Annotated in this window: 19 protein-coding genes; 8 read left to right on the plus strand and 11 right to left on the minus strand. The window is 69.0% G+C overall.

The genetic code is table 11. From position 1 onward, the window contains the following. Nucleotides 1-37 precede the first annotated feature (37 nt). Nucleotides 38-1,729, minus strand: coding sequence for an ATP-dependent DNA ligase (locus ACFPFG_RS04650; RefSeq protein ID WP_380105304.1), 1,692 nt, complete (start codon nucleotides 1,727-1,729; stop codon nucleotides 38-40). Beyond that, nucleotides 1,726-2,766, minus strand: coding sequence for a ligase-associated DNA damage response exonuclease (locus ACFPFG_RS04655; protein WP_380105306.1), 1,041 nt, complete (start codon nucleotides 2,764-2,766; stop codon nucleotides 1,726-1,728). The genes ACFPFG_RS04650 and ACFPFG_RS04655 overlap by 4 nt, the downstream gene beginning before the upstream one ends. A gap of 211 nt (nucleotides 2,767-2,977) precedes the next feature. Here ACFPFG_RS04655 and ACFPFG_RS04660 point away from each other — a divergent pair, with 211 nt between their 5' ends. From ACFPFG_RS04660 to ACFPFG_RS04685, 6 genes are all read left to right on the plus strand, one after another. Then, nucleotides 2,978-3,241: a DUF2789 domain-containing protein gene (locus ACFPFG_RS04660; protein WP_183019168.1), complete on the plus strand. Its 264-nt coding sequence runs from the start codon at nucleotides 2,978-2,980 to the stop codon at nucleotides 3,239-3,241. Nucleotides 3,242-3,501: 260 nt separating this feature from the next. Beyond that, entirely contained in the window at nucleotides 3,502-4,734 is a 1,233-nt protein-coding gene (locus ACFPFG_RS04665; protein WP_380105308.1) for a SpoIIE family protein phosphatase, read from the plus strand. Nucleotides 4,735-4,743: 9 nt separating this feature from the next. Beyond that, nucleotides 4,744-5,316 (plus strand): SiaB family protein kinase, encoded by a 573-nt coding sequence (locus ACFPFG_RS04670; RefSeq protein WP_013802972.1) that lies wholly within the window; start codon nucleotides 4,744-4,746, stop codon nucleotides 5,314-5,316. A gap of 68 nt (nucleotides 5,317-5,384) precedes the next feature. Continuing rightward, complete coding sequence (locus ACFPFG_RS04675) at nucleotides 5,385-5,786, plus strand: DUF1987 domain-containing protein (protein ID WP_183019166.1); 402 nt, start codon at nucleotides 5,385-5,387, stop codon at nucleotides 5,784-5,786. Beyond that, a complete protein-coding gene (locus ACFPFG_RS04680) occupies nucleotides 5,786-6,526 on the plus strand; it encodes a GGDEF domain-containing protein (RefSeq protein ID WP_183019165.1) in 741 nt (246 codons plus the stop codon). The genes ACFPFG_RS04675 and ACFPFG_RS04680 overlap by 1 nt, the downstream gene beginning before the upstream one ends. Nucleotides 6,527-6,554: 28 nt before the next feature. Then, complete coding sequence (locus ACFPFG_RS04685) at nucleotides 6,555-8,831, plus strand: putative bifunctional diguanylate cyclase/phosphodiesterase (protein ID WP_312378625.1); 2,277 nt, start codon at nucleotides 6,555-6,557, stop codon at nucleotides 8,829-8,831. Nucleotides 8,832-8,859: 28 nt separating this feature from the next. Here ACFPFG_RS04685 and ACFPFG_RS04690 read toward each other — a convergent pair whose 3' ends face one another. Continuing rightward, nucleotides 8,860-10,032, minus strand: coding sequence for an MFS transporter (locus ACFPFG_RS04690; protein ID WP_380105311.1), 1,173 nt, complete (start codon nucleotides 10,030-10,032; stop codon nucleotides 8,860-8,862). After that, entirely contained in the window at nucleotides 10,029-11,279 is a 1,251-nt protein-coding gene (locus tag ACFPFG_RS04695) for a serine hydrolase domain-containing protein (RefSeq protein WP_380105313.1), read from the minus strand. The genes ACFPFG_RS04690 and ACFPFG_RS04695 overlap by 4 nt, the downstream gene beginning before the upstream one ends. Nucleotides 11,280-11,397: 118 nt before the next feature. On the opposite strand from ACFPFG_RS04695, the gene ACFPFG_RS04700 reads away from it, so the two are divergent. Both ACFPFG_RS04700 and ACFPFG_RS04705 read left to right on the plus strand, forming a co-directional pair. After that, complete coding sequence (locus ACFPFG_RS04700; protein ID WP_312378628.1) at nucleotides 11,398-12,345, plus strand: LysR family transcriptional regulator; 948 nt, start codon at nucleotides 11,398-11,400, stop codon at nucleotides 12,343-12,345. 251 nt (nucleotides 12,346-12,596) lie between these two features. After that, complete coding sequence (locus tag ACFPFG_RS04705; protein ID WP_380105316.1) at nucleotides 12,597-15,659, plus strand: diguanylate cyclase; 3,063 nt, start codon at nucleotides 12,597-12,599, stop codon at nucleotides 15,657-15,659. 67 nt (nucleotides 15,660-15,726) lie between these two features. On the opposite strand, the gene ACFPFG_RS04710 is transcribed toward ACFPFG_RS04705, so the two are convergent. From ACFPFG_RS04710 to ACFPFG_RS04740, 7 genes are all read right to left on the minus strand, one after another. Beyond that, entirely contained in the window at nucleotides 15,727-16,404 is a 678-nt protein-coding gene (locus ACFPFG_RS04710; RefSeq protein ID WP_160855681.1) for a DUF1028 domain-containing protein, read from the minus strand. Between the two features lie 53 nt (nucleotides 16,405-16,457). After that, nucleotides 16,458-16,892 (minus strand): RidA family protein, encoded by a 435-nt coding sequence (locus tag ACFPFG_RS04715; RefSeq protein ID WP_183019160.1) that lies wholly within the window; start codon nucleotides 16,890-16,892, stop codon nucleotides 16,458-16,460. A 53-nt stretch (nucleotides 16,893-16,945) separates the two neighbouring features. Next, a complete protein-coding gene (locus ACFPFG_RS04720) occupies nucleotides 16,946-18,220 on the minus strand; it encodes a flavin-containing monooxygenase (RefSeq protein WP_183019159.1) in 1,275 nt (424 codons plus the stop codon). Nucleotides 18,221-18,336: 116 nt separating this feature from the next. Further along, nucleotides 18,337-19,035 carry an ABC transporter ATP-binding protein gene (locus ACFPFG_RS04725; protein ID WP_197956667.1) on the minus strand — a complete coding sequence of 233 codons (699 nt, stop codon included), beginning with the start codon at nucleotides 19,033-19,035 and terminating at the stop codon, nucleotides 18,337-18,339. Continuing rightward, entirely contained in the window at nucleotides 19,028-19,855 is an 828-nt protein-coding gene (locus ACFPFG_RS04730; RefSeq protein WP_380105319.1) for an ABC transporter ATP-binding protein, read from the minus strand. Before ACFPFG_RS04730 ends, ACFPFG_RS04725 begins: the two co-directional genes overlap by 8 nt. After that, nucleotides 19,845-21,026: a branched-chain amino acid ABC transporter permease gene (locus ACFPFG_RS04735; protein WP_380105321.1), complete on the minus strand. Its 1,182-nt coding sequence runs from the start codon at nucleotides 21,024-21,026 to the stop codon at nucleotides 19,845-19,847. The genes ACFPFG_RS04730 and ACFPFG_RS04735 overlap by 11 nt, the downstream gene beginning before the upstream one ends. Next, complete coding sequence (locus ACFPFG_RS04740; protein WP_380105323.1) at nucleotides 21,026-21,943, minus strand: branched-chain amino acid ABC transporter permease; 918 nt, start codon at nucleotides 21,941-21,943, stop codon at nucleotides 21,026-21,028. The genes ACFPFG_RS04735 and ACFPFG_RS04740 overlap by 1 nt, the downstream gene beginning before the upstream one ends. Nucleotides 21,944-22,200 lie beyond the last annotated feature (257 nt).

Consider the following 22,200-nt stretch of genomic DNA (forward strand, 5'->3'; position numbering starts at 1 on the left):
GCGTCAAGGGTGGGGTCACGGGTCGGTCAAGGGTTGATCAAGGGTCGGAATGCGGCAGCAGGGCGGCCAGCGTGTCGATGGAGTCGGCCTCCTGCACAGGCTTGTCCTCGCGCCAGCGCAGCATGCGCGGAAAGCGCACGGCAATGCCGCTCTTGTGGCGTGCGCTGCGCGCAATGCCCTCGAAGCCCAGCTCGAACACCAGGGTGGGCCGCACGCTGCGCACGGGGCCGAAGCTCTCCACCGTGGTCTTGCGGATGATGGCGTCCACGCGGGCCATTTCTGCATCGGTCAGGCCCGAATAGGCCTTGGCGAAGGGCACAAGGGCGCGGCCCTCGGTGCCGGGCGGCGCGTTCCAGACGGCAAAGGTGTAGTCGCTGTAGAGGCTGGCGCGACGGCCGTGGCCGCGCTGTGCATAGATGAGCACGGCGTCCACGCTCAGCGGATCGATCTTCCACTTCCACCACACGCCGCTGTCCTTGGTGCGGCCCACGCCGTAGGCGGCGTCGCGGGCCTTGAGCATCATGCCCTCCACTCCCAGGGAACGGGCCTGCTCGCGAAGTTCGGCCAGGGCCTGCCAGCCATCGCCCGCAAGGACCGGACTGGGCAGCAGCGCCGGATGCGCCACCAAGGCTACCAGCCGCTCCAGCCGCGCGCGCCGCTCATGCTGGGGCAGCGCGCGCAGGTCCTGGCCGCCCTCCTCCAGCAAGTCATAGGCCAGCAGCACCACGGGCAGCTCGCGCAGCAGCTTGGGGCCCAGGGTCTTGCGGCCTATGCGCTTTTGCAGGTCGGCAAAGGGGCGCACATGGGCGGGCGCCTCGCCCTGCTGTGCGGCCCAGACGACGATCTCGCCGTCGATCACGGTGCCCGCAGGCAAGGCATCGCCCATGGCCTGCAGCTCGGGGAAGCGCTCGCTCACCAGTTCCTCGCCGCGCGACCAGATCCAGGTGCCCAGCGCGTCACCGCTGCCGCGCCGCACGATCTGGGCGCGTATGCCGTCCCATTTCCACTCCACCACCCATTGGGACGGCGGGCCGAGCACGGCGTCGAACTGCTGCAGCGGCAGCTGCAGCGGATGGGCCAGGAAGAAGGGATAGGGGTGGCCACGGGCTTCGCCCGCATGCGCGTCATCGCCCTCTTGCTCTCCCGCCACCAGCCGCAGGTAGTCGGCCGCCCCGGGCCGCGCCCCGATGTGGGTGTAGCCCATGAGCCGCTGGGCGATGCGCTTGGCATCCACGCCGCTGACGGCCGCCAGCGCCTGTGTGACCTGCAGCCGCGACACGCCGACCCGGAAGGCGCCGGTGATCAGCTTGAAGTAGACCAGCCGCTCATCGGCCGCCAGCCGCGCCCATTGCATGCGCAGCGTGTCCGCCAGCGCGTCGGGCGCCATGCCGCGCAGCGGCAGCAGGTGGTCCGTGACCCAGGCGGCCAGGCCCAGGTCGTGCGCATCACCGGGTGGCGGCAGCAGCAGCGCAATGGTTTCGGCCAGGTCGCCCACGGCCTCGTAGCTTTCGTCGAACAGCCATTCGGGCAGGCCGGCCGCCTCGCGCGCCCGCTCCTTCAAGACCTTGGTGGGCACCAGCTGGCGCGGCTTTCCACCGGCCAGGAAGTAGACGGCCCAGGCCGCATCGGCAGGCGCGGCGGCGCGCAGATAGGCCTGCAGCGCGGCCTGCTTGTCGCGGCTGGCGGTGCTGGCGTCCAGCGCGCGGTAGAGGGCGGCGAAATCCTTCATGGCGCGGGCGCCTCGTCCGGTGCAGCCTCAGCGGCGGCAGCCTCGTCCTCATCGCCGTACTCGGTCTGGAAGGCTTGCGCATCCAGCCCCTGCTCGCGCAGCCAGCGCACCAGCACCGCCACGCTGCCATGCGTGACGAAGACACGCTCGGCGCCCGTGGCACCTATGGCGCACTGCAGGCCGGGCCAGTCGGCATGGTCGGACATGACAAAGCCCCGGTCCACGCCACGGCGGCGGCGCGTGCCGCGCAGCTGCATCCAGCCGCTGGCAAAGGCATCGGCATGGCCGGGAAAGCGGCGCATCCACGGCGTGCCCTGCGCCGAGGGCGGCGCCAGCACCAGGGCAGTCTTGAGCAGTTGTGCATCCACGCCGGGGTCGGTCACGCGCAGCGTGGGCGGCAGGTCCACGCCTGCGGCGCGGTACACGGCATTGAGCGGCTCCACCGCGCCATGCACGACGATGGGGCCGATGCGGCGATCCACCCCGTGCAGGATGCGCTGGGCCTTGCCGAAGGCATAGCACAGCAGCACCGAGGGCCTGCCCTGGGCGGCGTTGGCCTGCCACCAGGCGTTGATGCCGGCCATGAGCTCGGGCTGGCGGGGCCAGCGGTAGATGGGCAGGCCGAAGGTGGATTCGGTGATGAAGGTGTCGCAGCGCACGGGCTCGAAGGGGGGACAGGTACCGTCGGCCTCGGTCTTGTAGTCGCCCGAGGCCACCCAGACCTGGCCGCCATGCTCCAGCCGCACCTGGGCCGATCCGAGCACATGGCCGGCCGGGTGCAGGGAGATGCGCACGCCGTGGTGTTCCACCGCCTCGCCATACGGCAGGGTCTGCAGCGTGATGTCCGACCCCAGCCGTGCGCGCAGCACGCCTGCGCTGTCGTCATGGGCCAGGTAATGGGCGTGGCCGGCGCGCGCGTGGTCGGAGTGGCCATGCGTGATCACGGCCCGGTCCACGGGCCGCCAGGGGTCGATGTAGAAGTCGCCTGCCGCGCAGTACAGGCCTTCGGGGCGGGCCACGATCAGGTCGGCGGCCATGCGGGATCAGGGGCGGGAATGCTCATGGCCCCATGCTAGTGGGACGGTCGCCGCGCGCGCCCTGGCCCGCAGCGCGGCAGGCTGTCAGCCTGCACCTACCCGCGCAACGAACGACAGCAACCGGACCGCCACCGCGACACAACCGGGCCGCAGGGCCGGTTGAATCGGGGAAGATAGCGCCTTCTCATCCCACACACATCCACACGCCTTCATGAACAACTCCGTCGTACGCATGTCCAATCTCTTCCTGCAGCTGGGCCTGGATGCCAGCGACCAGGCCATTGCCGATTTCATCCGCGCGCACCAGCTGGCCGCCGATGTGGATGTGGTGGATGCGCCCTACTGGAGCGATGCGCAGCGCCAGTTCCTGGCCGAGCAGCTCAAGGCCGATGCGTCGTGGTCCATCGTCGTGGACCAACTCAGCGAGTCGCTGCACGAAGACGCGGTCAGGCAGCGCGCTGCCGGGCCGAACTGAAGCCGGCTGTCTTCTGGCGGCCAGCGGCCGGGCGGCCGGGCCGCCAAGCTCGGCTGGCTGCGGTGACAGCGTTCACGGCTTCGCTCCCCGTTGCTGGCATGGATGGGACTCCCGTGCCAGGAACCGACCTGTCGCCACAACGCAGCTTTTTGGCGCGTGGTTGCGCGCAAATGATGAGCATGCCAGCCATGGCCGTCCGCGTCACAAAACTGCAACAAGGAAAACGTAACATTCCCTAACAATTTTGCGATGTGCCTTCCATGGATGAGTCCCGCGCCTACCTGAGCGATTCCAGGCCACGTTTCCGCCCACCCAGCGCCGCGGATCTGTGTACCCCCGTTCCCAGCATGACCACCGACGAGACCAACGAGAAGGTGCTCGAGGTCTTCACGCGACACCGCGACTTGGTCAGCCTGCCCGTGGTCGAGGGGGACCGCCCCATCGGCCTGATCAACCGCAGCATCTTCCTGTCCCAGTTCAGCAAGCCGTTTCGCATGGAGCTGTACGGCAAGAAGAGCTGCATCGCCTTCATGGACAAGGAGCCGCTGGTGGTCGATGCCTCCACCGACATAGACACCCTGACCGTGAAGACCGTGGAGTACGGCGAAAAGGCGCTGACCGATGGCTTCATCATCACGCGCGACGGCCTGTTCGCGGGCGTGGGCAACGGTCTGCAGCTGATGCGCGCGGTGGCGGACATGCAGGTGGCGCGCAACCGCCAGATCATGCACAGCATCGAATACGCCAGCGTGATCCAGCAGTCGCTGCTGCGCAGCTCGCGCGAGGCCCTGGCCCGCGCCTGCCCGGGGGCGGACCTGGTCTGGGAGCCGCGCGATGTGGTCGGTGGCGACTTCTACCAGTTCAGCCAGGACGGTGATGGCTGGTTTGCCACCGTGGCCGACTGCACGGGCCACGGCGTGCCCGGCGCCTTCATGACGCTGATCGCCACCAGCAGCCTGGGCCAGGCCATCAAGGAGCACGGCCCGCGCGACCCGGCCGCGCTGCTGGGCCATGTGAACCGCAGCGTCAAGCAGATGCTGGGCCAGCTCGATGGCAAGGATGGCACGCCGGGCTCCGACGACGGGCTGGACGCGGCCTGCTTCTGGTTCGAGCCCGCGCACCGGCGCCTGCGCTTTGCGGGCGCGCGGCTTGCGCTGTTCATGCTGCGCCCCGGCGCCGAGGCGGTGGAGTTGGTGGATGGCCAGCGCAAGGGCGTGGGCTATGTGGACAGCGAGTTCGACTTCGCCTGGAACAACATCGACCTGGAGCTGCCCGCCGGCACCCTGGTCTTCACCACCACCGACGGCCTGATCGACCAGGTGGGCGGCCCGCGCGGCATCACCTTCGGCAAGAAGCGCGTGCGCGAGCTGCTGCTGGAGCAGGCCGGCCGCACGCCCGCCGAGATCAACCGCGCCCTGCTGGCCGCCCTGCAGACCTGGCAGGGCGAGCACCACCGCCGCGACGACCTGACCTTTTTCTGCTTCAGAACCTGAATGCCTCCCATGCCCTCCGCACAGATCGCCGACAAGTACGGCAGCTTCTTCCACCTGGCGCGCCAGCACCAGGTGATCTTCTACTACGTGGGCTATTTCTCGCAGAACATCGTCGCGGCCATGGCCGAGGCCGTGCGGCTGCAGCTGGAAGTGGCCGGCGTGCCCGGCCCCACGCGGCGCAAGCTGTTCTCGTCCTTCGTGGAGATGGCGCAGAACATCATCCACTACTCGGCCGATGCCCTGACCCCGCCCCACCAGGACGATGGCGAGCTGCGCCACGGCGCGGTCTGCATCCGCCGCGAGGACGACGGCAGCTTCGTGCTGCTGTGCGCCAACCCCATCGAGCCCGGCATGGGCGAGGCGCTGCGCGCCAAGCTCGACGCGCTGCGCAGCATGACCCTGGACGAGATCAAGAAGGCCTGCCGCCAGTCGCTGCGCGATGACGCGCCCGAAGGCAGCAAGGGCGCCGGCATGGGTTTCCTGACCCTGGCCCGCGATGCGCGCGAGCCGCTGCAGTTCGACTTCGATCCCGCCCAGACCGTGGACGGTCGTCCCGTCTTCTACCTGAAAGCCACGCTCTGAGCCGTCGCTCCGGCACCAGGCCTGAACAGGCCGGGCCCGCAGGCACGGACAACGCACCGAGATCACGCATGGACAACCTCTACATCGCTCCGACTCCCAGCTCCCCGGAAGTGGACTTCCGGTTCGACACGCACACGCTGCACCTGCGTGGCGAGTCCTATCCCGAGAACGCCGCCGCCTTCTACGGCGGCATCCTGGCCCGCCTCAAGGACTACCTGGCCCAGCCGCAGCCGGCGCAGCAGCAGGCACGCATCGAGGTGCACATCGCGCTGGCCTACTTCAACAGCTCCAGCACCAAGATGCTGTTCAACCTGATCGAGGCACTGAGCGGCGCCGCCGAGGCCGGCCGCCCCGTGGCCCTGCACTGGTACCACGACGAGGAAGACGACACCATCTGCGAATTCGGCGAGGAGCTGCGCGACGACTTTCCCGCCATCGCCTTCACCGGCCACCCCGTGAAGGCGGCGTGATGGACACCGTGGCCGCTCCCGCGGACCTCTTCGATGCCGAGCACCAGGCCCTTTTGGCGGCCCGCGCCGCCCACGACCAGGGCGAAGAGGCCGGCGCCCCGGCCTGCCACCAGGCCCTGGGCGCGCTGCTGACCGCCTATGACCGCCTGCTGCGCGAAACGCGTCGGCTGGTGCGCCGCAGCGACCGCGCCGAGCTGGAGATGACCCAGCTCAACCAGCGCCTGCAGGAGCTGGCCGGCGAGCTGGAGTACCGCGCCACGCACGACCCGCTGACCGGCGTGCTCAACCGCGCGGCCATCATCGAGCGCGTGAACCGCCACTTCACCCAGCAGGGGCTGGCCCTGATCGTGCTGGACATAGACCACTTCAAGCGCGTGAACGACAGCTTCGGCCACCCCGTGGGCGACAGCGTGATCCTGGGCGTGGTGCGCTGCCTCAAGGCCGCCGTGCCGGCCACGGCCCATATCGGCCGCGTGGGCGGAGAGGAATTCACCGTGCTGCTGCCCCAGCACGACAGCGACGGCGCCGTATGCGTGGCCGAGCAGGTGCGCGCCGCCATCGAGGCCCATTCCTTCGGCCTGCCCGACGCCAGCTGCATCACGGCCAGCTTCGGCGTGAGCTGGCGCCCGAGCGGCGGCCGCTTCGACGACGCCTACAGCCTGGCCGACGAGGCGCTGTACGCGGCCAAGCGCAGCGGGCGCAACCAGGTCGTGCGCGCGGCAGACCATGCCACGGCCTGAGCGGCGCGGACAGAGACAGGGCTGAGGCATGAGTTTCGTGATGCGCGCACGGGCGCCCAGGGCGCACGCCCCTGCTTCCGCCCTCCTGCAGACGCCCCTGCAGCCGCCCCCGCCAGGGCCCGTGCCCGGGCCTGAATGGCGGGTGTTGATCGTGGACAGCGACCCCGACGTACACGCCGCCTTCCGCCTGGCGCTGGAAGGCCACAGCCTGTTCGGCCGGCCGCTGGTGTTTCTCTACGCCCGCTCCGGCACGCAGGCGCGCAACCTGCTGCGCAGCGAGCAGGACCTGGCGGTGGTGGTGCTCGATGCCGTGACCGATGGCACGGGCGCCGGGCTGGACCTGGTGGACTTCATCCGCTACACGGCCGGCCTGCGCAACAGCCGCATCGTGCTGCGCACCGGCCGCCCGGGCCAGGCCCCCGACCTGGAAACCCTGCTGCGCTACGACATCAACGACTGCCGCACCAAGACCGAACTCACGCCCGACCGGCTGCTGGCCATCGTGGTGACCGCCGTGCGCTCCTACGAGCAGCTGTGCGCCATCGAGGCCAACCGCCGCAGCCTGGAGCTGATGGTGCGCTCCAGCGCCTCGCTGCTGGAGGAAACCAATCTGCACGCCTTCGCGCGGGGCGTGATCACCCAGCTGGCCACCTTGCTGGGCGTGGCCAGCGAAGGCCTGGTCTGCTCGGAGGGCACGCACCCGGCCGAGCCGTACCGCGTGCTCGCGGCCACGGGGCCATTCGCCCGGCTCATCGACCAGCCCATCGCCACCGTGCTGGCCTCGCGCGGGCTGCGCCTGCTGCGCCAGGCGCTGCAGGCGCGGCGCAACATCTACGGCGTGCAGCGCGGCGTGGCGCTGTACATAGGCCGGGGGGACGAGCAGGACATGGCCGTCTTCATCGACGCGCCGGCCTCCCACAGCGCACTGGACCGCCAGCTGCTCGAAGTCTTCTGCGCCAACCTGCGCACGCTGCTGCACAACCGCGGCCTGCTGGAGCGCCTGCACCAGTCCGCCTACTTCGACCCCCTGGTCTGCCTGCCCAACCGCGCCCACTTCGTGGAAAAAGTGGACGAATGCGTGTGGCGCGGCACGCGTGACCATGTACTGGCCCTGGTGGACATCGACGACTTCAGCGCCACCAACGACGTGATGGGCCACCGCTTTGGCGACCGCCTGCTCGAAGCCATGGCCCGCCGCCTGGCCGGCGCGCTGCCCGCTGGCGTGCTGCTGGCGCGCGTGGGATCGGACACCTTCGGCATCCTGGGCCCCACCGACGAGGTGGCCCTGGCCCAGTTGCTGGACTGCGCCCGCCAGCCCCTGGCCGTGGACGGTGTGCCGCACAAGGTCTCGCTGACCTGCGGCTACGTGTACCTGCCCCATGAGCGCCAGGCCGGCACCGACCTGGTCAAGGACGCCACCATCGCCCTCAAGCGCGCCAAGCGCGATCACCGCGGCCAGCTGCTGGAGTACTCCGAGCAGATGGGCATGGAGGCGCGCGACCGCGCCCTGCTGCTGTCCGACCTGCGCGCCGCCATCGACGGGGCCCAGCTTTTCCTGGTCTACCAGCCGCAAGTGGACCTGCAAACCCATGCCCTGGTCGGCCTGGAGGCCCTGCTGCGCTGGCGCCGGCAGGACGGCAGCTTCGTGCCGCCCGACCGCTTCATTCCGGTGGCCGAGCATTCGGGCCTCATCGTGCCGCTGGGCCAATGGGTGCTGGCCACGGCCTGCCGCACCATGCGCGAACTGCTGGACGCCGGCCGCGCCCCCAGGCGCATGGCCGTCAATGTCTCCACCGTGCAGTTGCAGGACCCGGGCTTTCTGCAGACCGTGAGCAACGCCCTGGCAGAGCATGGCCTGCAGGGCGCGCAACTGGAGCTGGAGATCACCGAATCCGTCGCGGTGCTGCCCACCCAGCTGCTGCAGACCACGCTCAGCGCCCTGCGCGCGCTGGGCGTGACCATTGCCATCGACGACTTCGGCACCGGTTACTCCTCCCTGAGCTACCTGGAGCGCCTGCCGCTGGACCGCATCAAGATCGACCGCAGCTTCGTGCGCCAGCTTGGCGAATCGCAGGAAGCGCGCATCGCCGAAATGATCGCCCAACTGGGCCGCAAGCTCGGCCTGCAGGTCCTGGCCGAAGGCATAGAGGACGCCAGCGCCTGGCAGGCCCTGCGCGCCATGGGCTGCCAGGAGGGACAGGGCTATCACATTGCCCGGCCCATGGACAAGGAGCAGTTGCGGGGCTGGCTGGGCCGGCGCAATGAAGCGCCTCCGGGCCAGCCTGGCCCCTCTCTGCGCCCCTGAGGCGGCCAGGTCGCGCCCTGCCCCCGCCCTACCTGCACACCGCAGGAAACCCATGCCGCCTGGCCGCCCACACCACGGCCAGCGATGCGCCCAGCAGCACCAGCAGCACGGGCGCGAAGGCGGCCACGCCCATGCGCGCCAGCAGCAGGCCGCCCACGATGCCGCCGCCGGCAATCGCCATGTTCCAGGCCGTGACCAGCATGGACTGCGCCACGTCGGCGGCCTCGCCGGCCGTCTGGGCAATGGCGGTCTGCAGCAGCGTGGCGGCGCCGCCAAAGGCCAGGCCCCAGACGGCCACCGCCGCATACACCAGGGTCGGTGCATCACCGGCCACGCCCAGCATCAGCGTGGACAAGGCGAACAGCGCAATGCTGGCCAGCGTGAGCGCACGCAGGTGGCGGTCGATCAGCACGCCGGTGATCCAGATGCCCAGCACGGAGATGGCGCCGAACACCAGCAGCACCAGGTCCGTGCGCGCGGCCATGCCCGCCATCGCCAGGAAGGGCGCGATATAGGTGTAGAGAATGTTGTGCGCCAGCACGAAGGCCAGCACCACGAACAGCACCGGGCGCACGCCCGCCAGGGTGAACACGTGCCGCAGCGGCAGGTGGCGGCCTGCCGCCTGCCCCGCAAAGTCGGGCAGGCGGGCGCGCACCCAGACCATGAGCGCCAGCGCCAGAACGCTCATGAGGCCGAAGCACAGCCGCCAGCCCACCCACTGGCCCAGCACGGTGCCGGCCGGCACGCCCAGCGACAGCGCCAGCGGCGTGCCCACCATGGCAATGGCGATGGCGCGGCCCTTGAGATGGCCGGGCACCATGCGTGCCGCATAGCCGGCCAGCAGCGCCCACAGCAGCCCGGCCGAGACCCCCGCCAGAAAGCGCGCCACCAGGGTCAGCGCAAAGTGCGTGGACAGAGCCGTGACCGTGTTGGCGACGACAAAGCCCGCTATCGCCGCCAGCAGCAGGGGGCGGCGGCGCATGCCCTGCGTGGCGGCCGTCAGCGGTATGGCGGCCACCAGGGAACCTATGGCGTAGAGGGTGACGGTCTGGCCCACCCAGGCCTCGGTCACGGCCAGGCCCTGGGCCATCTGCGGCAGCAGGCCGGCCGGCAGCGCCTCGGTCAATATGGTGATGAAGGCTGCCATGGCCAGCGCCAGCAGGGAGGCAACGGGCAGGCGGTCCTGGCTTGTTCCTTTCATTGCGGCGCTCCCGAAGCCCCGTGGACCTCACAAACCCCGTAGACCGCGTCGCGCAAATCGTTGACGAAGCGCCCCGACATGCCCTCGTACAAGGTGTTGGTGAAGGCCACGACGCTGAGTTCCTGCGCCCGGTCCACGAACCAGGAATGCCCATAGGCCCCGCCCCAGCGCCAGGTGCCCACCGACTCCGGCGATGCCGCCTGCGCCGCATCGCGCAGCACGGAAAAGCCCAGGCCAAAGCCGAAGCCCGGCGCATTGGGCAGGGCCAGAGCGCCGGTCTGGTCCCGCGCCATCTCGGCGACCAGGGCATCGGGCAGCAGGGTGTTGCCGCCCTGGCGCAGGGCTTCCAGCAGCCGCAGGAAATCGCCTGCCGTCCCGGCCATGCCGGCGCCGCCGGAGGCAAAGGCCTGGGCGTCAAAGATGCGCGAAGGGCTGAAGGCAATGCCGATGCTCCCCTCGAAGGGCGACACGGTCTCGCCCTCGGCCAGCGGATGGGGCTGCGGCACATCGCTGACATAGGCCGTGGCCACGCGCTGCACGGCCAGCGCATCGGTGACGGCAAAGCCGGTATCGGTCATGCCCAGCGGCCCGGTCACCAGCTCGCGCACGGCCTGGTCCAGCGGCCTGCCGTGCACCTGTTCAATGAGGGCGCCCAGCACATCGGTGGCCAGCGAGTAGCCCCAGGCCGTGCCCGGCGCGTACAGCAGCGGCACGCTGGCGATGCGCTCCAGGTTCTCTGCCAGGCCGATGTCCTGGCGGTCCATGCCGTCCGATACGCCCGCGCGCGCATAGGGGCCTTGTGCATCGGCCTCGAAGAAGCGGTAGCCCAGCCCCGCCGTGTGGCTGAGAAGCTGCCGCACGGTGATGCGGGCGGGCCGGCCATCGGCCAGCCGGGGACGGAACCGGGGCAGCCAGCGCTCCACCCCCTCGTCCAGGGCCAGCAGTCCCCGCGCCACCAGCACCAGCGCGGCAGCCGAGACGATGGGCTTGCTGGCCGAGGCCAGGCGGAACACCGCATCCACGGCCATGGGCAGCCCGCGCTCGCGGTCGGCCCAGCCTGCGGCCTGGCGGTGGACCAGCGCGCCGCCACGCGCCACCAGCACCACGGCGCCGACCAGGCGCTGCGCCTCAATCGCCTGCCGGACCACGGCCTGGATGCGGTCGGACAGGGGCGAGGACAACAGGGTCGCAGGCAGCGCAGCGGGTGCAGCAGGTGCTGAAGGCGCTGCAGAAAGGGCAATCGTCATGGGAATTCCCGGGATCAAGTGAACAGGGCTCCGACGATAGAAAGACCGCGATTAAAGAAAAAGTGGGGTAGATTTCCGGTTTGCGCGGAACTGGATGTCCGCAATGAAGGAGCGGCGTTTGGACAGCCTCAACGGTTTCGTGGTGTTCGTGCAGGTCGCCGAGACCCGCAGCTTCGTGGCGGCCGGCCGGCTGCTGGGCGTATCGGCATCGGCCATCGGCAAGAGCGTGGCGCGGCTGGAGGACCGGCTGGGCGTGCGCCTGTTCCACCGCAGCACGCGCAGCATCACGCTGACGGCCGAGGGCGCGCTATTCCTGGAGCGCAGCCGCCGCATCCTGGCCGAGATCGAGGCCGCGCAGCTGGAGCTGTCGCAGGCCAGCACCGCGCCGCGTGGCCGGCTGCGGGTCAGCCTGCCCCTGGTCAGCTCGCTGGTGCTGCCGGTGCTGGGCGAGTTCATGCGCGCCTATCCGGAGATCGAGCTGGACCTGGACTTCACCGACCAGCTGGTGGATGTGATCGAGGAAGGCTTCGACGCCGTGGTGCGCACGGGCGCGCCCGCCGACTCCCGCCTGTCCGCGCGCCGGCTGGGCGACTTCCGCTACCTGCTGGTGGCCTCGCCCGACTACCTGGCCCGGCGCGGCACGCCCCGGGTGCCCGAGGATCTGCTGGAGCACAGCTGCCTGCACTACCGCTACCCCCACAGCGGCAAGCTGGAGCCCTGGGCGCTGCGGCGCGCAGCGGGCGCGCCCGAGCTGCAACTGCCCACCTCCATGATCTGCAACAACATCGAAACACGCCTGTGCTTTGCGCTGCAGGGCCTGGGCATCGCCTACCTGCCGGACTTCTCCATCCGAGAGCCGCTGGCCGACGGCCGGCTGCAGCCCGTGCTGGCGGACTGCATGGAGCAGACCAATGTCTTCCATGTGCTGTGGCCCGCCAGCAGGCACCCCTCGCCCAAGCTGCGGGCACTGGTGGATTTCCTGTGCGCGCGGGTGTTTCCACAGGTGCAACCCGGGCAGGCCCAGGACGCGGCCAGGGCATCCAAGACACCCCGGGCACGCAGATAGGCTGCGCGCCAGCTGCTGCAGCCTGCAGGCCCCTGCCCTGCCTCACTGGCCCCACTGGCTATCGCACGGGCCCATATCTGGGTTAGCATGCTTACAGAGCAGCGCATTCACAGAGTCGTATCGGTTGCTCTGGCCCACCGGCAGGCAGGACCTGAGTCTCCAACGCTGTCGCGTGCAGGGGCGTCGCACCGGTGGGCCATTGCGGTTGGCAAGTGGCGTTGCAGATCTCTTTTCTTGTCTCGCTGCGTTGCATGTCTTCTCGTTCCACCGCTATCCATCGTCCCGCCCTTTCCTCGCGCTCGCACGCAAGAACATCATTGGCCGTCATCGTGGGCGTCTGCTTCATGGTGCTCGCAGCGGGGCTGTACTGGGCCGCGTTGCTGACCAGCCACCAGTACATGCAACGCTACACACGGGATCAGGCATGGCTGCGCGTCTCGCAGATGTCCCAGGCGGTTTCCGCGCAGGCCGGGACCATGCTGTCGGGCCTGAACTATTCCCTGCGGGACCTGGCCCGGGACTACGAGTCGGGTGACTCGCAGGCGTTCGGGCGGGCCGTCGCCAGCGTCCAGGAGGCCTATCCGCCCGGCACCATCGTCCAGGTGGCCGTGGCCGATGCGAAGGGCCAGGTGGTGTATTCGAGCCTGGCGGCCTCGGAGCCGCCTGCGCAGAGCGTGTCCATTCTCGACCGCGAGCATTTCCAGGCGCATCTGAAGGGCCTGACGCAGGGAACCTTCATCGGCCGTCCGGTGCAGGGACGGGTTTCCGGGCAATGGGGTATCCAGCTGAGCCGCGCCCTGCACCACCGCGGCGCGTTTGCGGGCGTGCTGGTGGTGTCGCTGTCGCCGCAGTACCTGTCGCGGCAGCTGCAGGCCATCTTCGACAGCCCGCGCGACGTGATCATGCTGCTGCGCGAGGACGGCACCTATCTTGCGCGCTCGCAGAACCAGGATCGGGTGCTCGGGCGCCAGCTGCCCGCGACGCGGGTGGCGCTGTTTGCCCCCGACGTCACGCATGGCACCTACGAGGCGCTGGCGAGCACCGACGGCATACAGCGCATGTATGCCTGGAGCCGCGTGAGCGGCTTTCCGATCCTGGTGAGCACGGGGCTGGACCGAGAGGCCGTGTTCGGCCCGCTCAACGAGACCATACGGCAGAGCCTGTGGCGCAACGGGATAGGCACGCTGCTGATTTTTCTGGGCGGGATGCTGACGGCCTGGCTGGCGTTCCAGCGCTGGCGGGAGGAGGACCAGCGGGTCCAGTCCGAAGAGCGCTTTCATCTCCTGTCCGAGGAAGTCCCGGGCGGCCTGTTCCAGTACAGCCGGGATCCTGCTGGCCATTGCGCTCTGTCATTTGCCAACCCAGGCTTTTATGCAATGCACTGCATCGATGCGGATACGGCAGGCAGGGCTTTGCAGGGCCTGGCACAGCGGGTTCATCCACAAGATATCTCCGTGCTCAGGCAGTCCATCGACGAAGCGGTGCATAGCCAGGGTGACTGGGCCTGCAAGTACCGCGTACAGTCAGCCGATGGCTCCGTGCGCTGGCTGCAGGGCCATGCACGCCCGCAACGCGCTGAAGACGCGACCGTGCTCTGGCATGGCTACATTCTCGATGTCACCCAGGACGAAAGGCTGCGCAAGGCGCTCCACGAGAGCGAGGAGCGGCTGCGGCTGACCATCGGCGCCGTGCGTGACGGACTTTGGCAGTGGGACCGCGAACAAGACCAGGTGCTGTGGGATGCCCGCTGCTACCAGATGCTGGGCATGCCGGATCAGGCACTCGGTTCGTTCACCGTGGCCGGCTTCATGAATCTGCTGCACCCACTGGACCAGCCTCGCGTCCAGGAACGGCTCAGGCGCCACCTCGAACACGGCGACCCATTCCGTGTCGAGATGCGCATAAGGCAGGCCGATGGCTCCTGGCGATGGATCGAATCGCGCGGGGAAGTCACCCTGCGCGATGACGACGACAAGGCATTGCGCATGCTGGGAATGCACACCGATATCCAGGAACGGGTGGAGCAGACCCACATGGTGGGCGCCCTGCTGGAGCGCGGAAGCGCCTTGGTGCTTGTCGCCAGCCATAGTCGCAGCATTGTCTACGCCAATGCCCGGGCAGCCGAGTGCTTCGGCCTTGCGGCGGGCGCACTTGAGCCGCAGTGTTCATTCCGGCAACTGCACCCGTCCGGTGACAGCTTCGACAGCTTCGCATCGCTGTACGAGCGCCTCAGCCTGAAGGGCTCGGTGCGTACCGAGTGGGCACTGACGGTCAAGGGCGGGCACATGCGCTGGTTCGACATGCAGGGAGCACTGCTGGACCCCGAAGACCCCCAGGGCAATGTGATCTGGACACTGTTTGACGTAGATGCCCGCCATCAGGCGGAAAGCGCATTGCACCAGGTCCAGCAGCGGCTGGAGGCCATCATCGAGAAGTTTCCGTCGGGCATCCTGGTGACCGACGACGCGGGGCAGTGCATCAGGGCAAGCAACGCAATGCTGGTGGACCTGTTCGAGCTGCCGCTGTCCGCCACGGACCTTGTGGGGAAAAGCCTGCAAACATTGCTGTCCTATTTGCCCCCGGCCATGGCAAAGGCCTTGCAACCTGCGCCGCAACCTGGGACAGGCGATCTATCGCAACGAACGATCTTTGCCCTGTCCAGCGGCCGCCATATAGAAACGGAGCTGCTGCCGCTTCGCAGGCAGGAGCGGCTGCTTGGCTACTGCTGGGTATTCCACGACGTGACCGACTACAAGAGGCGCGAAACGCAGCTCGAAGCCCTGGCATTGACCGATGCGCTCACGGGTGCCAGCAATCGGCGAGCCTTCATCACGCGCATGGAGTCGGAGCTGGAGCACCTGCGCCTGGGACTGAGCCATCCGGCGGCACTGATCATGCTGGACATCGACCATTTCAAGCGCGTCAACGACAGCTTCGGCCATGGCGTGGGCGACGAGGTGCTCAGGCACCTGGTGATCGCGGTGTCCAAGGAGCTGCGCCAGGGCGACATGCTGGGCCGCCTGGGCGGCGAGGAATTCGCCGTCTTGCTGACGGACGTGGACGCCCCCACCGCACTGCGGCGCGCGGAGAACCTGCGTGAGGCCGTGGCGGCGCTGGCCGTGTCCGTCCAGGGCCAGGACAGCCCGATCCGCTTCACCGTGAGCCTGGGCGTATGCCTCATGGACGAGGGCGAGGCATCGGTCGAGTGCTTCCTGGAGCGGGCCGACGCCGCCATGTATTTCTCCAAGCGCAATGGCCGCAATCGCACCACGTGCTGGACGCCCGATACCCCCGTGGTTTCGGACGCCAAGTGAGCGCGATGCCAGTGCCGCGACACGCCCGTGCGCCGGGGCAAGGCGATGTGTCAGCTACCCGGCCGCCTCATTCATCGCCGGGTACTCCGTAGCTGGGCGCAGCCGTGGGATCGATGGCGCGCGTCTGGTAGTCCTGCATCTGCGGCGCGTAGGCGGCCCAGAGGCTTTGCAGCGCGCCGATGGGATCGTGCTCCGACCAGTCCACGCGCAGGTCCGCCATGGGCCAGCTGTGCTCGCCCGCCACCTTGAGCGCGGCCGAATGCACGGGCCCGGCCTCGCCGCCCGCGGCCATGGCGGCCTGCATGGCGGCCAGCAGGCGCTCGGCCAGCGGCAGCGCCGCGCTGCGCTCGAAGGCCGGCACCATGGCCTCGATGGTGCGTTCGCTGGCCAGCAGGTTGCCGGCCGCCACGCATTGCCGCCCCACGGCGCTGGTGAAGATGCCCAGGGCCTGGCTGCCGCTGAAGACGCCGGCGCGGCCCTGCGCGTCCACCACGGTGACCTGGCGGTACTGCGGCCAGCTGCCGTCGTCCAGCGCCTGGCGCAGCGCGGCCTGGGGGTCGGCGCCCTGCTCCAGCAGGTCCAGCACGCGCGGGCCCAGGGCGGGCAGCGTGATGTTCTGCGTGGACACCACGCCCACGCCCGCGCGCACCCAGGGGCAGCGCGCACCCACCGCAATGCTGGACGAGCTGATGGCCACGCCCAGCTGCCCGGTGCGCTCGCAGCGCCCCACAATCGAAAAAGTCATGGTTTCTGCCTCCTGCCTATGCGGCTGTACCAGGTGCTTGCTGTGGTCGACGTTCAGGCGCCGGCCTGCGGCTGCCAGTCATCGGGGATGACCGCGATCACGTCGATCTCCATCAGCCACTGCGGCTGCCCCAGGGCCGAGATGCACAGCCCCGTGGAGATGGGAAACACGCCCTTGAGCCACTTGCCCACTTCCTGGTAGACGGGCTCGCGGTAGCGCGGGTCGATGATGTAGGTGGTGGTCTTGACGATGTGCGACAGGTCGCTGCCCGCTTCCTCCAGCAGTTGCTTGACGTTCTTCATCGCCTGCTCGGCCTGCTTTTGCGGATCGCCCAGGCCGACCAGATTGCCCTCGAAATCGGTGCCGATCTGGCCGCGCACATAGACGGTGTTGCCGGCGCGCACGGCCTGGCACAGGTCGTTGTCCAGCGACTGGTTGGGATAGGTGTCCTTGGTGTTGAACATGCGGATGCGGGTATGGGTGGGCATGGTCTGGCTCCTGCAGGGGATGGATGGGAAGGTGTCTCAGAGCGCGCTACCTGCTACCTGCTGCGGGCAGCGGCGTCGTAGTCGCTGTAGCGGCGCTGCTTGGCGATGTGGTCGGCCACGAACTTGGCGTCATGCCACACGCCCCAGATGAAGGACGAGCCACGGCGCGACAGCCAGGGCAGGCCCAGGAAGTAGATGCCCGGCTCATGGCCCACGCCGCGGTGGTGGCGCGGCTTGCCGCCGGGCTCGAAGCTGTCCACCTGCAGCCAGCTGAAGTCCACCCTGTAGCCCGTGGCCCAGATGATGGAGGTGATGCCTGCGGCGGCCAGGTCGAGTTCGCGCAGCGGATGGGTCATGCACCCGGGATCGGGCAGGCGCCTGCGCGCCCCGGGCTCCTCGGGCAGGTCCAGGCCGTTGCGGCGGATGTAGTCGTCTGCCGCATCGAGCATGGCCAGGTAGTTGGCGTCGCCGTTGGCGATGTTCTCGGCCAGGTCGTCCCTGAAGCGCACCCTGCCATCGGCGAAGGACTCGGTCAGCCCCACCAGGGTGATGCCCTGGTGGCCCAGCGCACGGAAGTCCACGGTGTGGCCGCCGCGCGCGCCGCTGACGGCAATGGTCACATGCTCGCGGCCGGGCTTGGCAATGGCCGCATCCCATTCGCCCAGCACGCCCAGCCACCAGCAGAAATCCCGGCCGCGGTAGGCGCGCGGCGGCCGGTCATGGGCACCCACCGACAGGAACACCCTGCGGCCCGCGCGCTGCAGTTCATCGGCGATCTGCACGCCCGAGGAGCCTGCGCCCACCACCAGCACGGCGCCTTCGGGCAGCTGCGCGGGGCGGTGGTAGTGCGCGGAATGGATCTGCAGCAGACCGCCATCGGCGGGTGCAGCCGGCGCTATCGGCGGGATCACCGGCACCTGGAACGGCCCCGTGGCCGCGATCACGTTGCGAGCCTCGATCACGCCCTCGGACGTTTGCACCGTGAAGCCCGGCCGGCCCTGGTTGCGCGTGACCCGCCTGACCTCCACGCCGGTGCGCACGGGCGCCTTGATCTGGCGGGCATAGTCCTCGAAGTAGTCGGCCACCTCGTCCTTGCCGGGAAAGCCGTCGCGGTCGCCCTTGAACTGCAGGCCCGGAAAGCGGTCATGCCAGGCCGGCCCGTTGGCCACCAGCGAGTCCCAGCGCCCCGTGCGCCAGGCCTGGGCGATGCGCTGGCGCTCCAGCACAAGGTGCTCTACGCCAAGCTGGCCCAGGTGTTCGCTGGCCGCAATGCCGGCCTGCCCGGCGCCGACCACGAGCGTGTCGATGGTTTGGATTTCAGCTGTCATGGTGTGGGTCTCTCAGGAAAAAAAGGCGCAGGTCGTCCCGCGTCGGCGCGGTGCCGACTGCCTTGGCGTGGTCCGCAACAAAAAAAGGGAAGAAGGTGAAGGCCGCCCGTGCGGCGCTACAGGTACAGGTGCTTCACCACGTCGTTGGCCAGCAGCTCGCTGGCCGTGCCCGAGGCCACCAGCTGGCCCTTGAGCAGCAGATAGCCGGTGTGGGCGATGGACAGCGCCGCCTCGGCGTTCTGCTCGATGAGCAGCACGGTGATGCCTTGGCTGTGGATGCGCTGCACCGTCTCGAAGTACTCCTCGATGAGCTTGGGCGACAGCCCCAGCGTGGGCTCGTCCATCACCACCAGGCGCGGGTCGCCCATGAGCACGCGGCCCAGCGCCACCATGGCCTGCTCGCCGCCGGACAGGGTTCCCGCCGCCTGCGACAGGCGCTCGCCCACCCGGGGGAACAGGGCCACCACGCGCTCCAGCGCCTGGGCAAAGCCCTGCTGCGGGCGCAGCGCGTCGTGGCCGATCTTCAGGTTCTCCTGCACGGTCAGCTCGGCAAACAGGCGCCGCCCTTCGGGCACGAAGCCCACGCCCAGGCCGGCCAGGTCTTCGGTGCGCATGCGCGCCAGCGGCTGGCCCATGACGCGGATGGCGCCGTGGTGCACGGGCAGCAGGCCCGCAATCGCCTTGAAGGTGGTGGTCTTGCCCGCCCCGTTGGGGCCCAGCAGGCAGACGATGCTGTGCTCGGGCACCTGCAGCGAGACCTGGTTGAGCATGTTCACCACGCCATAGCGCGTGCTGATGGAGTCCAATTCAAGCATGGCTGGCCTTTCTGCCCAGATAGGCTTGCTGCACGCGCGGCAGCCGGCGCACGGCCTCGAAGCTGTCGTCGCCGATCTTGCGTCCGTAGTCCAGCACCATCACGCGGTGCGGCAAGGTGGCGATGAGCCGCATGTCGTGCTCGATGATGATGAAGCCCAGCGCCGGATTGGCCTCGCGCAGGCGCTGGATGTCGGCGATCAGCGCATCGGTGTCGCGGTCGTCCATGCCGCTGGAGGGCTCGTCCAGCAGCACGATGCGGGGCTCGGCGGCCAGGGCGCGCGCAATCTCCAGGCGGCGGCGGTCGGCCTGCGGCAGGCTGCTGGCCAGCACGTTGCGGCGCTGGTGCAGGTCGCTGGACACGCTTTGCAGCAGCGCGCAGGCGCGCTCGGCGCAGTGCTTCATCTCGGCGCGCGAGACGGCCGGGCGCAGCAGCGCGGTGAGCACGCCGCAGCGGGTGCGCGCGTGCATGCCGATGATCACGTTGTCCAGCACGCTCAGCGAGCCGAACAGCCGGCTGGTCTGGAAGGTGCGCGCAATGCCGGCGCCCGCGATGTCGTGCGCGGCCATGCCCTTGAGCGAGCGGCCTTGCAGCAGCACCTCGCCCTCGGTGGGCTGGTAGATGCCTGTCAGCAGGTTCAGCAAGGTGGACTTGCCCGCGCCGTTGGGCCCGATGATGCCCAGCACCTCGCCCGCCGCCAGGTGGATGTCCACGCCCTGCACCGCCGTCAGACCGCCGAAGCGCATGGTCAGGCCACGCCCCTCCAGGACCAGCGGGCCTGCGGGCGCGGCATGGTGGGTGGAATGGGAATCAATGCTCATGGTTGCGCACCCGTTGGGGGAAGATGCCGCGCGGGCGGATGATGAGGAAGGCGATCACCACCAGGCCGTAGAACAGGATGCGGTAGTCGGAAAACGCCCGCAGCTTCTCCGGCAGCATGGTCAGCAGGAAGGCGCCGACGATCACGCCCAGCGTGTTGTCCATGCCGCCTGCGATCACCAGCGTCATGATGGTCACCGACACCAGGAAGGTGAAGTTGTCCGGCGAGATGAAGCTCACATAGAACGCATACACCGTGCCCGCGAAGCCCGCCAGGAAGGCGTCCACCGCAAAGGCCTTGACCTTGAACCAGGTGACGTTGATGCCGCAGGCGCGCGCTGCGATCTCGTCGTCGCGCAGGGCATTCCAGGCCAGGCCCACGCGCGAGCTGTGCAGGCGCTGCGCCGAGACGATGGCCAGCCCCAGCAGGGCGACGGCCACGTAGTAGAAGTTGGCCTGGCCCGGCAGGCTGTGGCCCCACAGCGTGATGGGGTCGTTGAACGAATGGCCGAACAATGTGGGCGAAGGAATGCCCACCAGGCCGTTGGCGCCGCCGGTCCACTCCAGGTTCATCAGCAGCTGGTGCACGACGATGCCGAAGGCGATCGTCACCAGCGCCTGGTAGCTGTCGCGGGTGCGCATGGACGGCAGGCCCAGCAAAAAGCCGAAGACCGTGGCCACGGCGGCGGCCACCAGCAGGCAGATCCAGAAGCTCACGCCGAAGTGGATGGCCAGCAGGGCCGACGCATAGGCGCCGATGCCGTAGGACGCGCCGGTGGCGAAGTTCGGTATGTTGGCGCTGCCCAGCTGGAAGTTCAGCGCCAGCGCCAGCACCGCGTACAGGCAGGCGATGATCATCAGGTGCATGGCGTAGCTGTCACCGCCCAGCACCCACGGAAAGACCAGGGCCAGCACCACGCCCGTGCCCGCCGCCAGCGGCCTGCACTGGCCGAAGGCGGCCACGATGCGGTCTTCCACCAGCGGGCGTTTCTGCACCGCGACCAGGGCCACGGCAAAGCAGGCCAGCAGCGCCAGCACCGTGATCCAGCTTTCGGCCAGCAGGAATTGGCGCAGCAGCACGGCGCCCGCCAGGGCCACGCCCAGCACGATGGCGGCCGAGCCCGCACTCCGTGGAGCCGCCCGCGGCGGCGCCTGTATCGTCGTTGTCTGCATCACACCTTCTCCATTTTCTGAACGCCGAACAGGCCGGCGGGGCGAAAGATCAGCACCAGGATCACCAGGGCGAACACGAACACCAGGCGGTACGAGGTGCCATTGGGCACATAGCCCTGCACGATGGTCTCGATGGCCGCAATCAGCAGGCTGCCGACAATGGCGCCCCCCAGCCGCCCCAGGCCGCCGACCACCGCGGCGGAAAAGCCGATCAGCCCCGCCTGCACGCCGAAGTCAAAGCGCACCACGCCCGCATAGCTGGCCAGGAAGATGCCGCCCACCGCGCCGGTGGCCGAGGCAATGAAGAAGGTGTTGCGAAACACCGGCCCCGGCGCAATGGAGAACAGCCGCGCGGTTTCGCGGTCCTGCGACACGGCGCGTATGCGCATGCCCATGGGCGTGTGGTGCAGCACATAGAGCAGCACGCCCACCAGCGCCACCGCCACCAGCACCGAGACCACGCTGATCAGGGGCAGCGGCCCGAACGGGGTGGGAACGGCCCCCTGCGCAATCGCCGGGAACGCGTGCGGATTGCTGCCCTGCGGGTACAGGTGGCGGATCAGCTCGCGGATCACGATGCCCAGCGCCACCGTGGCCACCAGCGGCATCATGGGCGGCGCATTGCGAAAGCGGCTGATCACCAGCCGGTCCAGGGCGACGCCCAGCCCTCCCACCGCCGCAATGGCCACCAGGCAGGCCAGGCCCAGCACCAGCCAGGGGGCCGAGCCGCCCAGCGCGGCAGCCAGGGCCTGCACGGCCGCCAGGGCAATGAAGGGGGCGACCATGGCCACGTCGCCATGGGAAAAGTGAATCACCTGCAGCACGCCAAACAACAGGCTGAAACCCAGGGCAAGCAGGCTGTAGATGCAGCCCAGGGTCAGCCAGTTGATGAGTTGCTGGAACAGCGCGTCATGCATCGATAGGGTTCCTCTTGTGTCGGGTTCGGCCGGGTTGGCGGGGCTTCGCTTGTCTCCATGTCACGCAGCCATTGAAGCAAGAAACCGCGCAGAACCTGCGTCGCTTTTGCCGAGGCGCTGCTTCGGAAAACGCGATCCAGTCCCGGGCAGGTGCGGCGATACATTGATCCGGCGGCGTTGCCAGACAGCGCCGGCCAGCCCGCCATGCACCGTGGCGCCCCGGCCCCCCCGGGCCGCCATGGCTGCCCCTCGTCTTC

This window comes from Delftia deserti (assembly GCF_042653485.1).
Classification (GTDB): domain Bacteria; phylum Pseudomonadota; class Gammaproteobacteria; order Burkholderiales; family Burkholderiaceae_C; genus Comamonas; species Comamonas acidovorans.